Source organism: Enterobacter sp. DSM 30060, from assembly GCF_013375955.1.
In the GTDB taxonomy this organism is placed as follows: domain Bacteria; phylum Pseudomonadota; class Gammaproteobacteria; order Enterobacterales; family Enterobacteriaceae; genus Enterobacter; species Enterobacter intestinihominis.
On sequence record NZ_CP056118.1, the window covers coordinates 2,335,580 to 2,349,929 of the forward strand.

Here is a 14,350-nt window from a genome sequence, read left to right on the forward strand (position 1 = left end):
AATGAGTAACCGGATGAGCCAGCAACTGACTTTTGCCGACAGTGAGTTTTCCAGTAAACGCCGCCAGACCCGCAAAGAAGTTTTCCTTGGCAGAATGGATGACTTGCTTCCCTGGGACAAATTACTTGGCGTTATCGAGCCTGTGTATCCCAAGGCCGGTAATGGTCGCAGGCCCTATCCGCTGGAAACCATGCTGCGTATTCACTGCATGCAGCAATGGTACAACCTGAGCGATGAGGCCATGGAAGATGCCCTCTATGAAATCGCCTCCATGCGCCAATTTGCTCGCCTGTCACTGGATAAAGCCATTCCAGACCGCACTACCATCATGAATTTCCGGCATTTGCTGGAGCAGCATGAACTGGCCCGCAAAATCTTCAGTACCGTTAATCACTGGCTAGCAGAGTGTGGCGTTCTAATGACCCAGGGCACCTTGGTGGATGCCACCATCATTCAAGCCCCCAGCTCTACCAAAAACAAACACAACAGCCGTGATGAAGACATGCACCAGACCAAGAAAGGTAACCAGTGGTACTTCGGCATGAAAGCGCACATTGGCGTGGACGCCAAAAGTGGCCTGACCCACAGTCTGGTGACCACGGCGGCTAACGAGCACGACCTCAATCAGGTTGGCAAGTTACTGCATGGCGATGAAGAATTTATCTCAGCCGATGCTGGTTATCAGGGGGCCGAAAAGCGCGATGAGCTCAGCGATGTCAGCGCAGACTGGCTTATCGCCAAGCGTCCCGGCAAAGTGAATGCATTGAAGCAACACCCGCGCAAGAACAAGCTGGCCATCCGTTACGAATACCTGAAAGCGAGTATCCGAGCGAAGGTTGAGCATCCATTTCGGATAGTAAAATGTCAGTTTGGTTTCGTCAAAGCCAGGTACAAGGGGCTGGCTAAAAATGACAGTCAACTGGCGATGTTATTCACCCTGGCGAACCTGGTTCGAGTTGACCAATTGATACGGGCACAGGCGAGATCTACCTGAAATGAGGAAATTGGCCTGAAACAGGGCCAAAATCAGCCACGAAGAGACGATTTTGGGCTGAAAATTGGAAAATTGAGCCACAGGACGTCGATAAAGGACGGTTTGGGGCGTCATATCGGGAGCTGCGGACCACTTAATCGCAACTTCCTTAGTCATGAGGACATTGCTCCTTTATAGATAGAAGTTTCTTAATGTTTATTCGGTTGCAGGTGTGACAATAAAATGGGCTTACACCTCCAACAATGTATGAGGTGACGTAATAGGATTTTCCTTCAAAGTATTCCATGCTGATAACTCCACTATCCACCCATCTATTTATTTCTCGGTGCTCATTGCCGTTGCTCCATTCATCTACGAAGTCCTCGAACGTGAAGCAATGTTTCATAATTTCTTCGGCCCAGTACATAAATGCAACTCGGTGTGGGGTGGTTGGCATACCATACTGGCGTAACCTGTCACGATAGATGTGGTATTCGAAACGAGGGAGCCAGTTTTTAATTTCTTTCAGATTTTGACTTTTCAACTGTATGAGTTTTCCTTTTCTTTGAGCATAGGAAAGCCTCCTCGGAAGGATTGCCCAAACGTCCAACACAACCGAAATAATCAGACCGGATGATCTGGGAATCATCGACATTAAAACGTTTAGCTTCCGGGAGGCTTTATTCTGCGGAGAGTGCGCAAGCTGCGCTATACGATACTAACTATGGGAATAGTAAGAAGTAGATTCTACGAACAAAAACTATCGCTCAGGGGCATTTGTTCACAACATTGCTTCCTATAATTTATTATACAATTAACAGCACTTTTTGTCAAGTGATTTTGTTGACTTTTGTATTTAAATGTGATTTTCAGTCTGCGTTGTCTGGATCTGCATGGTTGGAAGTGGATAGTGGGAATACAGTGAGGCTGTCAAAGAGAACGGCCCAAAGCACTCATTAAAGCATAGGCATTTCATCGGGGACTGGTGGTGGGCTTCACAACGTCAGATAGCGCCGCTGGTGGCTCTGGGAATCAATTGCAACAGTGAGAAGGGCGACGGCTTACGATTTGCCAGCTTGGGCGCGGTTCTCGCTTCGTCTGCTGCGTTGTGTGCTGCTTTCTCTCAAAGGATGGGGGAATGTCAGGGAGACAGGCTGTAATGCGTTCAGGGGCTGCTGGTGGACAATGGTGAAGGGGATAATCATCGAGACGATTCCCCAGCATACTCTGGAAGCTCATCAAGATGAATCTCTGGTGGGGGTTATCGGTGAGTAACAAGAACAGATTATTATCAGGGTAGGTTAATGGTTAGTTCAGATCGGAGGTAGAGTGTACACCTGAGTAGTGATTAATACACAGGAACAGACATACACTCTCTTTCATGACTAACATGAAAGAATACTATTGTACAAAGGTAACTCTCTCTCTTCGAGAGACAAACCTCCCTCGCTTCGCTCGCGAACTTCGTCTTTAGGGTAGCACATTTCCTTGCTGAAAGTCAATCCCAATACCATAAGATTTTAACGATTTCCACATGTTTTTTTAACTCCTCCATGTTGGCTCTCTACTTCTGGATAGCGTAGCAATTCGATGTATTGCCGAAGTTCTACCGGAGAGGCGGCATTCTTGCTGTACGTCTTAAAACTCTCTGTGCTGCCGCGCTCATGCCCCAGGAGAAGGGCGATTCGGTCTTCTGGTACAGGCTTTAACTTCTTACCTATGCCGCCCCTGTCCAGTATTTGGGCCACCTGGTGGCGTAGGCTGTGGAAAACTTTCTTCTCTGATCCTACTTCGCCCAAAGCCTTACGTTTAGCCCTTGTAAAACGCTGTGAATGCCACGTTGAGCGCTTGCCGTCTGCACGGTCAGTGATTGACGCACGGTAGAATAAAAAGCCGTTATAGGGCTTCTCACGAAGCGACAGCACCAACGGTGTGATCAGGCTGTGGCATGGTATGACCCTGGATGCCGATCTGGTCTTACCTTCCGTTACTTCAAAACATAACACCCCTTCAATTTCTCGGATGTTGGCTGCACGTAACGAACAGATTTCATTAAGGCGCATACCGCTGTACATGCCGATGAGCGTTACGCTCTGCATCTCTTCATCACCATCCATCACCGCGAACACTTTCGCCAATTCGCCAGGCTCAAATACCTCATAGCTCACCTTGCTACTTTTGGCCTCCAGCGCATGACCGCGCCAGATGTTTTCTTGCGGTGCATCGTGGTAGCGGTTACGAGCCAGATCCCAGATTTGAGCCAGTGCGCTGACGTAATTTTGTATGGTCTGTGGCGCTTTCTCCGATTTGAGCTTATCAAGCCAGCCTGTAACGGTGGTTCGGTTAATGTCACGAAGCTGAACATCTTTCTTTTTAAGATGGTCTAAGAGCACTTCTACGGCTTTGTTGGTCTTCGATAGTGTGGTGAGCTTCCGCTTCTCGCTGAACTGGAGAATGTACTGATCCCGCATCCTCAAAAGGGAAGGGCAACTCATTACAGGGGGGCTTAATGGTTCCGGCGCTTCGTGTGCATACGTCCCGACCCGGCGTAGCTCATTGAGTATTTGCTCCACCTTCGAGCCCCGATCACGCTGTGGCTTTAACTGACTGCGTATCTTCACCCATTCCAAAGCAACCGCATCACGAAAGAGACGGGCTTCGCGCACATCGCGTGTGCCTGTGCTCTTCACATAGTTGCGCCGCCCTCCGAAAAGGTGGCGCATGTACTTTGGTATAGCGATCCTCACCAGATAGTTTCCGCAAGGATCTAAAACCAGATAACGATCTCTCTTGTAAATCATGCAAACCCCGGTTATTTTGTCTGGGCTTTTGCACTTGAATTTGATAAGTGTAAATTGCCGGAGTGGCTATCTGTTTTGCAGTTGATTCAAAGCATTACAGTAGCTTGCCAGGCAAGCGAACGACCGTAGAAATACGTGCCGGTTCGAGTCCGGCCTTCGGCACCATTAGTACTTCCAAGACCATCCGAGAAAGTCCAATTATCCCTTTAAAATCAATGCTTGTAGCGATTTTTACGTCCTGAGTCGTCCGAGGTTGTCCGTTGAAATCCGGATGTCATTGGGGGCATAATTGGGGGCATCTTAACTTCGATTAGAAATGTGCCCCCAAATGAAGCTCAACGCCAGACAGGTCGAGACCGCAAAGCCAAAAGACAAAACCTACAAAATGGCCGATGGCGGCGGTTTGTATCTCGAGGTTTCGGCCAAGGGTTCTAAATACTGGCGCATGAAATACCGACGCCCCTCTGACAAAAAAGAGGATCGCCTTGCTTTTGGTGTTTGGCCAACAGTGACGCTTGCTCAGGCAAGAGCAAAGCGCGATGAAGCTAAAAAGCTGTTAGTGCAGGGCATTGACCCAAAGGCTGAACAGAAAGAAGCTCAGGCCGAGAATTCTGGGGCATATACTTTCGAAACTATTGCTCGTGAATGGCATGCAAGTAACAAGCGCTGGAGTGAAGACCATCGATCGCGCGTTCTTCGCTATCTTGAGCTTTATATTTTCCCTCATATCGGTTTGTCCGACATTCGCCAGCTCAAAACCAGTCAGCTGTTAGCCCCGATTAAAAAAGTTGATGCCAGTGGTAAGCATGATGTTGCTCAACGCCTGCAACAGCGCGTCACGGCCATTATGCGTTATGCCGTACAGAACGATTACATCGACTCTAATCCAGCCAGTGATATGGCCGGTGCTTTATCGACAACCAAAGCGCGACATTATCCCGTTTTACCCTCTAGCCGGTTCCCTGAGTTTCTTGCTCGTCTTGCTGCATATCGTGGCCGTGTAATGACTCGGATTGCGGTCGAGCTTTCGTTACTAACTTTTGTGCGTTCCAGCGAGTTACGTTTCGCGCGTTGGGATGAGTTTGATTTTGAAAAATCTTTGTGGCGCGTTCCTGCAAAACGTGAAGAAATTAAAGGTGTGCGCTACTCGTATCGGGGCATGAAGATGAAAGAGGAGCACATCGTTCCGCTTAGTCGACAGGCGTTGATTTTGTTAGGGCAGCTAAAACAGATTAGTGGTGATAAAGAGTTACTTTTTCCGGGTGATCATGATGCAACAAAGGTTATGAGTGAAAACACGGTAAACAGTGCTTTGCGTGCGATGGGGTATGACACGAAAACTGAGGTTTGCGGGCATGGATTTAGAACAATGGCACGCGGTGCTTTAGGTGAGTCTGGATTATGGAGCGATGATGCAATAGAACGTCAGTTGAGCCACACAGAGCGTAATAATGTGCGCGCGGCTTATATTCATACATCTGAGCATTTGGACGAACGTCGTTTGATGGTTCAGTGGTGGGCTGATTATTTGGACTCAAACAAAAAAGAAGGGATTGCCCCGTATGATTTTGCTAAGCGATTGAAATACTAAAATAGGCTATCTAGCCAACTCGCGTAAAGTAGCTGGCTAGATAAATATAGTGTTAGGAACTCGTATCAAGTGTTAAAAGAGCATGCATCCTTTTAACTATCATAATGATATTTAAAATTAGATGTACGCAGACATATATAATCATTGGGCATAAAATATGCGTTAACATATTAATTTTTAAGGTTATATTTGCTTTATCGATGAAGTATTCGTGAGTTGCACCATAGAAATAACCAGATGAATCAACCGAGAATAGTGATACTATAAAACATAATACAACCAAAAATACCCCGCATAATATTGAGTAACAAATGTTAAAATAAAGCTCAGTTAGCAGTGATTTTTTTGATTCATAAAAAGTATCGATGTCTTTTCTTTGTCTTATCTTTGATTCTTGATCATAGACTAAAACTAGAACACTAAGTAACAGCGCTGTTAATATAGCGCTAAAATTCACTAGTAGCGATATTAAATCTTTCGTTATGCCACTTCCAAAAAATGAAAATGAAGCAGCAATGATAAACGGGAGAATAATAAAAGTGAATATATCCCACATGCTGATTTTTTTCGTATCAGCATCCCGTAAAGTTCGAAAATGCCCTATAAGTACTTCGCATATATTTATTTTTGAACTCATTACGCTCTCCTTATAGCAACTCCGCGATATAGTAACTGAATATATTCAATGATAATAGAGTCAACTAATTTATTTAATGATCTGATCTCTGGCATTCCATCATTAAATACAACTTGCTCTTCATCGAATATAATTTCACAAACGGCACCTTTGGCTGTAGTTCCAATTCGGAAAGTCCTTTTTCTACCATCGCCTAATTCTACAACTGTTTTAACGGTTTCTCCATATTCTTTAAGTATTTCTACTAATTGATATTGCTCGGAGTCTCTAGAGAAATAGTCCCTGAGCCTTCCAAGGCCTGAGTTTCTAGGTGGTTTTATTACAAGCTCTTGTTCATTATGACCTAGTTTTCGGGCTTGTTCTGCAACATCCTTTACACCTTGAAATTTTGTTACTTTAATCTCTTTGGCAATGGCGTCCATCCATTTTTCGATCGCTTTATCATATGCTAGAGGATTCATTTGAATTACAAGGTTAGTAACTCTTTTGAAATATTCAGAAAATAAATTCATGAAAAGGGTTTTGATTCCATCCCCTCTGTATGTATGCAAAAAAGCCATGCCTTCATTTACATCTCTGGGAATATAAAAATGTATATAGTATCTAATTATTTCAGCATTGTTCTTTGTTTTTTCAAAATCAACATTGCCGGTGTCAATGTTAATTATGTCAGTTTTTGTTCCATAATATCCTGACTCAAACCAACCGTAAATTTCGCGGTTGTTATCGTCACGAATAACTTCATTGAAACGAAAAACCTGTTTGGTTTGTTCAGAAATAATATATCCATCATTATATTGCTCAATGAAACTATATAATATATCCAATAAATCATGTTCTTTAATGTTACTAAGGGCAGAGTAACGCTGTTCTTTCGCTGCGTGAGGGTTATAGCAGCGAAAAAGATACGGTGCTAAAGCATGCATTTTAATCTCCTTTTTTTTCGTAAGACTAACAAGTTGTCTTAAAGAGATCAATAAATGATCAGGTTGTGATATTATTCTTAGTCTTTTAACATAATTGATATAAATCAAAGACTTATGTTTAATCCCTCTGTTTCCGTGAAAGCTTTAATACTGTTATTAGTAGGGCGCTGATAAATAGTGACTACCATTCGATTTGACTGTCTAAATTTGATAGATACATAAAATCTTAGCGCGCAATGCTCTCCCCGCCCCGCCTGCCCGCTTAAGGGGGCGCATTTAATGCAGGTGCATGACCTGCCTCAGGGCGCGCCAGTGCTGGCGCTGGCGGGGGTTCCAGTATCGGTAAAACGCATGCAAAACCATGCACCTTATGCATGCATGGCTTTTTTAGGGGAAAAAGGCGGGATTTTCGGGAATTTTTGAAAGGACTACTGCGCGGCCAGCTCTACGCGTCGGCGGGTGTAATTCAGGTTCTGTGCAGGCGTGAATTTTTCACGATTATCATCGCGCGAAGCCGCGTCAGGTCTGAATCCTATGGCCGTTAAAATGTCATTATCCTGCGCCGAATAATTAATTTTTTCACCGGCGGCCAGCCAGACCTGTAGCGCCTCACGCAGATAGTCGAGTGAGTGCTGCATGGCACAGCGCTGAACGGCGGAGTGTTGCCCGGAATAATTCATCAGCTCCGGGGCAAGGGCGGCGGCCAGCTCCGCGCCGTGCACCTGCATAAAATCATTTAATCGGTCGCGGATGCTGATGCGCTGCACCTCCTCATGCGAGCGGATGTAGCGACCGGCAGCCTGATTAATTTCCCACTTTTTCACGTCGATAATCTCACTCAGCGTTTGCAGGCTCCGGCCGCTACCGGCAAGCTGTTCGCGGTATGCCTGTTCGGCCTGCGTCAGTTCATCCCTGCGTTGCAGCCAGGCGGATTTGTTTGCCTGACAGGCCTCAAAGGCTTTCTGTAGCGTCAGTGTGGTCACGTATGTTTCTCCTGATGACTGGCCGTGCTTACGCACCGGCACGGTTAACGGTGGCCGCCGGTGCGGGTGCAGGGATGACCGGCTCTGTTGCCTGTGAACGAATAACCCCGTCGATGGATTCAAGCGTGCGGAACGTGGCCGAGCACTCGATGTTCATGCACTGGTGATAGCGCTGTTTTACGTTATCGGACAGATACCGACTGGTGCGGGAATGCGCGCTGGTTTTGCAGAACGGACAGTGAAACATGCTTACCCCTCCGCTTCTGTCTCGCCATTTTCAGCCAGCTTTCTGGCAAGCATCATTCTCTTCGCAGGGCTGCGTAACAGCTCCGTATCAACGTCAGTAATCTGCGGCCGGTGCATGCCCGTCACGGACAACACCGGCTCCTGCGTCATATCGAAGTGATACAGGCTGCCCTGACGGCTCAGCGCATCGCGCAGCTCGCCAGTGGCCACGGACTGCGGGGCGCTTTCTCCCTTCATTTCGAGGGCACGAATGCGCAGCAGGAAAGCGCGGATGAGGGTGACAGGAACCGCATTGACAGCCTGAGCCCATTCCGCACCGGCGTAAGCGGTAAAGGCATCTTCATGCGCTGAAAGGTATTTATTGCCGGTGGAGCAGGCATTCAGCATGGCGCGTGTCCGGTCAGTCTCCAGCTCCGCAATCAGGCCGGTAAACTCGTCGGCCAGCTCGCGACTGGCGATACGCCTGCTGTGCTCAGCTTTCATTTCAGGCGTGAGACTGCCGCGCAGGGTGCGAAAGCGGCTGCGCCAGTCCTGCTCCGCTTCTGCACTCTCACTGAGGGCGGTCTGCCGCTCCTGCTTACAGCGTACAATGGACGTATCAATCTCTTTCAGTACCTGCATGCTGGCCGCGTGCGTGTCTCTGGCAGCAGTGAATGTGCTCAGCTTGTCGGTGATGTGCTGGCTGTTCTCTGCGGACTGCCTGGCGGCAACATCTTGCAGGGCGGTGATGAGTGTTTCGGGTTTCATGTTCAGGCTCTCCATTTATTCAACATGAAATGATTCTGCCCTTCATCACACAACATCTCGATTCATTGCAGTTGTGGCAGTTCTGGCACAAACAGCACTTAAAATCCTGCTTGCCAGAGAAAGGTCTCAGCAAAACCTTACTCATCGTTTGTTTTTTTACTTATAACTGTTCACCACTGTTCACCTTAAATAAAAATATAAGTAATACAGTAAGATAAAGGGTGAACAGTTGAGGGTCTGACTGTTCACCGTCTGTTCACCACTGTTCACCACTGTTCACCCATCTTCTGAACTCTCCTGGAGGTGTATATATTTTTTATTAATAAAAAATAATCTATTAACCACTTTTTGTTATGTATGGGTGTGCCAGAATGTGCCAAAGGATACCCACGATATACCAGAACATTGTCAGAGATTGTCGCTGTATAAAAAACAGTCTGTTGTGTGGTGAAGTACTGCAAAATGACTTGTTGCCCTGAGGGAAAATATTCACAAAATAGAGAGCTACCCGAGGCCGGACGGACACGACCGGCACTGTATGGACATTATGAGGTAGCCCGATGCAAACCGCTTTTTCTTCCCCGTCTTCTGCCCCTGCCGCGCCACTGATGCCGGTTTCTGATGCCGTTCAGGAGCGCTTTATCCGCCTGCCCGAAGTGATGCATCTGTGTGGCCTGTCCCGGTCGACGATTTACGACCTCATCAGCCGGGAGGCTTTCCCGAAACAAATCAGTCTGGGCGGTAAAAACGTGGCGTGGGCGCAGTCTGAAATCACGGCATGGATGGCAGATCGCATTGCCGAACGTAACCGGGACTATGACGCATGATGATGACCGTTCAGCAAACAGCCCCTTTTTCTGGCTTGCTTCTTTTCCCCGTTTCCAGGTATAGTTTTCCCGCTGCCGCAAAATCGGCAGCCGGGATTGGCGTCCCGTTTACAACATTGGCGACACCAGACGCGCCTTGCGTCTTTTTTTGTGTCTATGCCTTAGCGCAACCATTTTTGATCCAAAGATTTAAAAATCTTTGGCTCCATCGAGTAATGGTGGCTCAGGCGGGGGCTTCTCACGAAGCGCCGGTTTCCAATGTTGCCGGTTACGCCAACCCCGTTTGGGCTACCACCAGTGAAATTGGCGTTTCCGGTGGCAGCAGTCACATGCAAACATTGGAGGCTGCCATCATGGCTACTATCCTCGCCCCGTCACACCCGCAGTTTGTCTTTGTATTTGCCGCCGTTCGTCGCGCAGACCGTCAGCCCCGTATCTGTATGCTCCGCGCCGTCGCCGGGGATGAACACGCCGCACGCCTTTCCCTCGTCCGCGATTACGTCCTCTCGTTTGCAGGGCGTCTGCCGGTGGCGGAGGTGCGCGCATGAAACAGCCCGCCATCACCGTCAAAGACCTCGAATGCCTGGAGCACCTGCGTAACGTCGGCCAGTTCGTCGGCGAGCTGATGCAGGTGCAGGACTGTACTTCCCTGCGTCGTGACCCGACTCAGCAGTTACAGCTCACCTCCGTGATTTACCTGATGACCGCCCAGCTCGACGGCGTGGTCGAGCGCTGCAACCACCGCTGGTTCACCGGGGAGGGCAACGTATGAAAACGCCTCTGCCGCCTGTATTGCGTGCTGCCCTGTATCGCCGCGCCGTGGCCTGTGCCTGGCTGACCCTGTGCGAACGTCAGCACCGCTATCCCCACCTCACCCTCGACGCGCTGGAAAGTGCCATCGCCGCCGAGCTGGAGGGCTTCTATCTGCGCCAGCACGGCGAGGAAAAAGGCCGTCTGATTGCCTGTGCATTACTGGAAGATTTGATGGAGGCCGGGCCGCTGAAAGCCGCCCCGTCGCTGTCCTTCCTCGGGCTCGCCGTGATGGATGAGCTCTGCGCCCGCCATCTGACATCGCCTGTACTGCACTGAGGGAGAAAACCATGAAAATGAACGTAACGGACACCGTAAAACAGGCGTGCGGCCACTGGCCGCGCATTCTTCCGGCGCTGGGAATGAAAGTGATAAAAAACCGCCATCAGGCCTGTCCGGTGTGCGGGGGCGCTGACCGGTTCCGCTTTGACGATAAAGAGGGGCGCGGCACATGGTTCTGTAACCAGTGCGGTGCCGGTGATGGCCTGAAACTGGTTGAGAAGGTGTTCGGCATATCGGCATCCGAGGCCGCCGGGAAGGTGAACGCCGTCACCGGGAATCTGCCGCCGGTAGCCCCGGAGGTGGTGGCAGCCGCAGAGGCCGGAACAGAGGCCGACCGCAAAGCAGCGGCCGCGCTGGCCGTCAGACTGCTGGAGAAAACCCGCCCGGCCACCGGCAACGCTTACCTGACCCGCAAGGGCTTTGCCGGTCGTGAGTGTCTGACGCTGACCGCGTCTCACAAAACCGGCGGCGTGGCTTACCGTGCCGGTGATGTGGTGGTGCCGCTGTATGACGAAACCGGCGCGCTGGTTAACCTCCAGCTTATTAATGCTGAGGGGCTCAAGCGCACCCTGAAGGGCGGGCAGGTCAAAGGGGCATGCCATCTTATCGACGGGCAGAAACAGGCCGGGAAACGCCTGTGGATAGCGGAGGGCTATGCGACTGCCCTTACCGTGCATCACCTGACCGGGGAAACCGTCATGGTGGCGCTGTCGTCCGTGAACCTTCTTTCTCTGGCGAGCCTGGCCCGTCAGAAACACCCGGCCTGTCAGATTATCCTCGCCGCTGACCGTGACCTGAACGGCACCGGCCAGAACAAAGCCACCGCAGCCGCTCAGGCCTGTGAGGGCATTGTCGCCCTGCCGCCGGTATTTGGTGACTGGAATGATGCGATGATGCTGAAAGGGGAAGACGCCACGCGGAAAGCCATTTATGCCGCCATCCGGCCAGCGGCACAAAGCCCGTTTGACACCATGAGCGAGGCGGAATTTACCGCCATGGGCCCCAGCGACAAGGCCTGGCGGGTGCATGAGCATTACGGCGAAGCGCTGGCCGTGGACGCCAACGGCCAGCTCCTGTCCCGCTATGAAAACGGCATCTGGAAAAATATCCCGGCCGCCACTTTTTCACGGAGTGTGGCTGATTTATTCCAGCGCGTACGCGCCCCGTTCTCGTCGGGGAGAATCACCTCTGTGGTGGAGACGCTGAAGCTGATTATTCCGCAGCAGGAGGCACCGGCGCGCCGTCTGATTGGTTTTCGCAACGGCGTACTCGATACCCAAAGTGGGATATTCAGCCCGCACAGCAAATCGCACTGGCTGCGCACCCTGTGCGATGTGGATTTCACCCCGCCGGTAGAAGGGGAAACGCTGGAAACCCATGCGCCTAACTTCTGGCGCTGGCTCGACCGGGCGGCCAGTGGCAACCCGACAAAACGTAACGTGATCCTGGCCGCGCTGTTTATGGTGCTGGCGAACCGCTACGACTGGCAGCTCTTTCTCGAAGTGACCGGCCCCGGCGGCAGCGGGAAAAGTATTCTCGCCGAAATCGCCACGATGCTGGCCGGAGAGGATAACGCCACATCAGCCGATATCGACACGCTGGAAGACCCCCGTAAGCGTGCCTCCCTGATTGGCTTCTCGCTCATTCGTCTGCCAGACCAGGAGAAATGGAGCGGGGACGGTGCCGGGCTCAAGGCCATCACCGGCGGCGATGCGGTGTCGGTCGACCCGAAATACCAGAACCCGTACTCGACGCATATTCCGGCGGTGATTCTGGCGGTCAACAATAATCCGATGCGCTTCACCGACCGCAGCGGCGGCGTGTCACGTCGCCGGGTGATTATCCACTTCCCGGAGCAGATAGCCCCGGAGGAGCGCGACCCGCAGCTCAGGGATAAAATCGCCCGCGAGCTGGCCGTGATTGTGCGCCAGTTGATGCAGCAGTTCAGCGACCCGATGAGCGCCCGCGCCCTGCTCCAGTCACAGCAGAACTCCGATGAGGCACTGAGCATCAAGCGCGATGCTGACCCGACGTTTGATTTTTGCGGCTATCTGGAGGCGCTGCCGCAGACCAACGGGATGTTTATGGGGAATGCCAGTATCATCCCGCGTAATTACCGTAAATATCTCTATCACGCGTATCTGGCCTATATGGAGGCCAACGGCTACAGGAATGTGCTCAGCCTGAAAATGTTCGGGCTGGGGCTGCCCATGATGCTGAAAGAGTACGGGATGAATTATGAGAAGCGGCACACAAAGCAAGGTATGCAGACCAACCTGTCGCTGAAAGAAGAAAGCTACGGCGACTGGCTGCCGAAGTGCGACGAACCCACCGCGACTTAACCTGTCTCAGACCGGCAACCGCCGGTCTTTTTGTATCTGCCCCTCCCTCAAGGGTGAACAATCCACTGTTCACCCTTCACCGTATATTCACCCTGTATCACTATGAAAGTATTAATAAAAAACCAAAGGTGAACAGTGTGAACAGTTAAACCCAAAAAAACTTTTTACCCCCCCCTCATCACCATCGTATTGCGGTGATGGTCGCCGGAAACTGGCCAGAAACGCGCTGAGGTGAAGAGTTGACTGTTCACTCTTCACCAACCGTTCACCATCTATCACTATGATATTAAAAAGAAAAACAAGGAGGTGAACAGTGTGAACAGTTAAATGCAAAAAAACTTTTTTTGCGTATGATGTTGCTATGCAACTTCATGAGAAGATTTAAGCAGTGGACAAGACCAGAGATTTCATTCTAGAAGGACTCTCCCGCTTTGACTTGGCTGATTTGCCTGGTCGACCTTATGACTGCGCTTTTGACCTCTTGGCTGCAACGCCATCGAGAAAAAGGCTGATTATGATGGGCTTTAATGGCTCGTTAGCTGATTCATGCATGACTAACCGCCAGTCTATTCTGCAAGATTATGAACATCCTTTTATTTCAGGTATTCAAGAAGGGATACAAGGAAAATGGGGGATCACTCATCTTGCTAAAAGACTCCAGCAAATACCTTCTTGCCTCGGTTATAGCTGGGAAGATGTTATTTATACCAACGCATTAATGATGTGTTCTCAGAATGCTGCAACCCTGAAAAAAGAAGCAGCTCGTCACGAGATGACAATGAATGAAATCGAAGCAAACTCAATGGCATTTTTTGAGCATGTAACAGCCCATTTGAGTGAACCAGATTTGATCGTTGCATATAGCAACAGTCTCCAGTCACTCTCAGCCGCGAGTTTGTTGCTAAAGCACTTTGGCGATGCAACTACTCTCAAATTTTCTCAGCCGAAAGGCTACCACACTACTTTCGCATTTATGGCCAATCTTAACAGTAGAAATATTCCGGTTATCTGCGTGCGACACATGTCACGATTTAAACCTGAAGAGAGTTATATCAGGGCGGCTGTCAAATTAATGGGTTGTTAAGTTTTGTTCTGGTAAGGATCCGCATGACGGAACCTAACCGGTAAGAATAACTATCCATAAAAGGTATATGCTTCAACTCGTTATCCATACAATGGCAACAA

Annotated in this window: 14 protein-coding genes and 1 tRNA gene; 9 read left to right on the top strand and 6 right to left on the bottom strand. The window is 49.8% G+C overall.

The window, feature by feature from the left end; translation table 11 throughout:
- Positions 1 to 13: 13 nt before the first annotated feature.
- The gene (locus HWQ15_RS11130) at positions 14 to 994 is read left to right on the top strand and encodes an IS5-like element ISEc68 family transposase (protein WP_000082736.1); all 981 of its coding nucleotides are present in this window, start codon (positions 14 to 16) and stop codon (positions 992 to 994) included.
- A gap of 1,499 nt (positions 995 to 2,493) precedes the next feature.
- Here HWQ15_RS11130 and HWQ15_RS11135 read toward each other — a convergent pair.
- Complete coding sequence (locus tag HWQ15_RS11135; protein ID WP_049104463.1) at positions 2,494 to 3,774, bottom strand: tyrosine-type recombinase/integrase; 1,281 nt, start codon at positions 3,772 to 3,774, stop codon at positions 2,494 to 2,496.
- 56 nt (positions 3,775 to 3,830) lie between these two features.
- Here HWQ15_RS11135 and HWQ15_RS11140 point away from each other — a divergent pair.
- Positions 3,831 to 3,939 (top strand) — tRNA-Ala (locus tag HWQ15_RS11140).
- Positions 3,940 to 4,102: 163 nt separating this feature from the next.
- A complete protein-coding gene (locus HWQ15_RS11145; protein ID WP_063216461.1) occupies positions 4,103 to 5,365 on the top strand; it encodes an integrase arm-type DNA-binding domain-containing protein in 1,263 nt (420 codons plus the stop codon).
- Between the two features lie 52 nt (positions 5,366 to 5,417).
- Here the strand turns inward: HWQ15_RS11145 and HWQ15_RS11150 are convergent, their stop codons facing one another.
- From HWQ15_RS11150 to HWQ15_RS11170, 5 genes are all read right to left on the bottom strand, one after another.
- Positions 5,418 to 6,002 (bottom strand): hypothetical protein, encoded by a 585-nt coding sequence (locus HWQ15_RS11150; RefSeq protein WP_045894212.1) that lies wholly within the window; start codon positions 6,000 to 6,002, stop codon positions 5,418 to 5,420.
- Positions 6,002 to 6,928 (bottom strand): hypothetical protein, encoded by a 927-nt coding sequence (locus tag HWQ15_RS11155; protein WP_045894213.1) that lies wholly within the window; start codon positions 6,926 to 6,928, stop codon positions 6,002 to 6,004. Before HWQ15_RS11155 ends, HWQ15_RS11150 begins: the two co-directional genes overlap by 1 nt.
- A gap of 428 nt (positions 6,929 to 7,356) precedes the next feature.
- Positions 7,357 to 7,911, bottom strand: a complete 555-nt coding sequence (locus tag HWQ15_RS11160; RefSeq protein WP_063216456.1) for a phage polarity suppression protein — start codon at positions 7,909 to 7,911, stop codon at positions 7,357 to 7,359.
- Positions 7,912 to 7,939: 28 nt separating this feature from the next.
- Positions 7,940 to 8,158 carry an ogr/Delta-like zinc finger family protein gene (locus tag HWQ15_RS11165; RefSeq protein WP_063216453.1) on the bottom strand — a complete coding sequence of 73 codons (219 nt, stop codon included), beginning with the start codon at positions 8,156 to 8,158 and terminating at the stop codon, positions 7,940 to 7,942.
- A 2-nt stretch (positions 8,159 to 8,160) separates the two neighbouring features.
- Positions 8,161 to 8,904: a hypothetical protein gene (locus tag HWQ15_RS11170; protein WP_063216451.1), complete on the bottom strand. Its 744-nt coding sequence runs from the start codon at positions 8,902 to 8,904 to the stop codon at positions 8,161 to 8,163.
- Positions 8,905 to 9,464: 560 nt separating this feature from the next.
- Here HWQ15_RS11170 and HWQ15_RS11175 point away from each other — a divergent pair.
- The 6 genes from HWQ15_RS11175 to HWQ15_RS11200 all read left to right on the top strand — a co-directional run bounded on the left by HWQ15_RS11175 (position 9,465) and on the right by HWQ15_RS11200 (position 14,249).
- Positions 9,465 to 9,731 carry an AlpA family transcriptional regulator gene (locus tag HWQ15_RS11175; protein WP_017692850.1) on the top strand — a complete coding sequence of 89 codons (267 nt, stop codon included), beginning with the start codon at positions 9,465 to 9,467 and terminating at the stop codon, positions 9,729 to 9,731.
- On the top strand, positions 9,728 to 10,279 hold the full coding sequence (locus tag HWQ15_RS11180; protein WP_045894218.1) for a host cell division inhibitor Icd-like protein: 552 nt from the start codon (positions 9,728 to 9,730) through the stop codon (positions 10,277 to 10,279). The genes HWQ15_RS11175 and HWQ15_RS11180 overlap by 4 nt, the downstream gene beginning before the upstream one ends.
- Complete coding sequence (locus HWQ15_RS11185; RefSeq protein ID WP_004098168.1) at positions 10,276 to 10,503, top strand: hypothetical protein; 228 nt, start codon at positions 10,276 to 10,278, stop codon at positions 10,501 to 10,503. The genes HWQ15_RS11180 and HWQ15_RS11185 overlap by 4 nt, the downstream gene beginning before the upstream one ends.
- Entirely contained in the window at positions 10,500 to 10,820 is a 321-nt protein-coding gene (locus HWQ15_RS11190; RefSeq protein ID WP_014837515.1) for a DUF5375 domain-containing protein, read from the top strand. Before HWQ15_RS11185 ends, HWQ15_RS11190 begins: the two co-directional genes overlap by 4 nt.
- 11 nt (positions 10,821 to 10,831) lie before the next feature.
- Complete coding sequence (locus tag HWQ15_RS11195) at positions 10,832 to 13,165, top strand: primase-helicase zinc-binding domain-containing protein (protein WP_063216448.1); 2,334 nt, start codon at positions 10,832 to 10,834, stop codon at positions 13,163 to 13,165.
- A gap of 388 nt (positions 13,166 to 13,553) precedes the next feature.
- Positions 13,554 to 14,249, top strand: a complete 696-nt coding sequence (locus tag HWQ15_RS11200; protein WP_004177607.1) for a hypothetical protein — start codon at positions 13,554 to 13,556, stop codon at positions 14,247 to 14,249.
- Positions 14,250 to 14,350 lie beyond the last annotated feature (101 nt).

Coding starts and splice junctions, on each gene's coding strand:
- HWQ15_RS11175 (WP_017692850.1), top strand. CDS start 9,465: ATGCAAACCGCTTTTTCTTCCCCGTCTTCTGCCCCTGCCGCGCCACTG.
- HWQ15_RS11155 (WP_045894213.1), bottom strand. CDS start 6,928: ATGCATGCTTTAGCACCGTATCTTTTTCGCTGCTATAACCCTCACGCA.
- HWQ15_RS11130 (WP_000082736.1), top strand. CDS start 14: ATGAGCCAGCAACTGACTTTTGCCGACAGTGAGTTTTCCAGTAAACGC.
- HWQ15_RS11165 (WP_063216453.1), bottom strand. CDS start 8,158: ATGTTTCACTGTCCGTTCTGCAAAACCAGCGCGCATTCCCGCACCAGT.
- HWQ15_RS11195 (WP_063216448.1), top strand. CDS start 10,832: ATGAAAATGAACGTAACGGACACCGTAAAACAGGCGTGCGGCCACTGG.
- HWQ15_RS11185 (WP_004098168.1), top strand. CDS start 10,276: ATGAAACAGCCCGCCATCACCGTCAAAGACCTCGAATGCCTGGAGCAC.
- HWQ15_RS11145 (WP_063216461.1), top strand. CDS start 4,103: ATGAAGCTCAACGCCAGACAGGTCGAGACCGCAAAGCCAAAAGACAAA.
- HWQ15_RS11180 (WP_045894218.1), top strand. CDS start 9,728: ATGATGATGACCGTTCAGCAAACAGCCCCTTTTTCTGGCTTGCTTCTT.
- HWQ15_RS11190 (WP_014837515.1), top strand. CDS start 10,500: ATGAAAACGCCTCTGCCGCCTGTATTGCGTGCTGCCCTGTATCGCCGC.
- HWQ15_RS11135 (WP_049104463.1), bottom strand. CDS start 3,774: ATGATTTACAAGAGAGATCGTTATCTGGTTTTAGATCCTTGCGGAAAC.
- HWQ15_RS11150 (WP_045894212.1), bottom strand. CDS start 6,002: ATGAGTTCAAAAATAAATATATGCGAAGTACTTATAGGGCATTTTCGA.
- HWQ15_RS11170 (WP_063216451.1), bottom strand. CDS start 8,904: ATGAAACCCGAAACACTCATCACCGCCCTGCAAGATGTTGCCGCCAGG.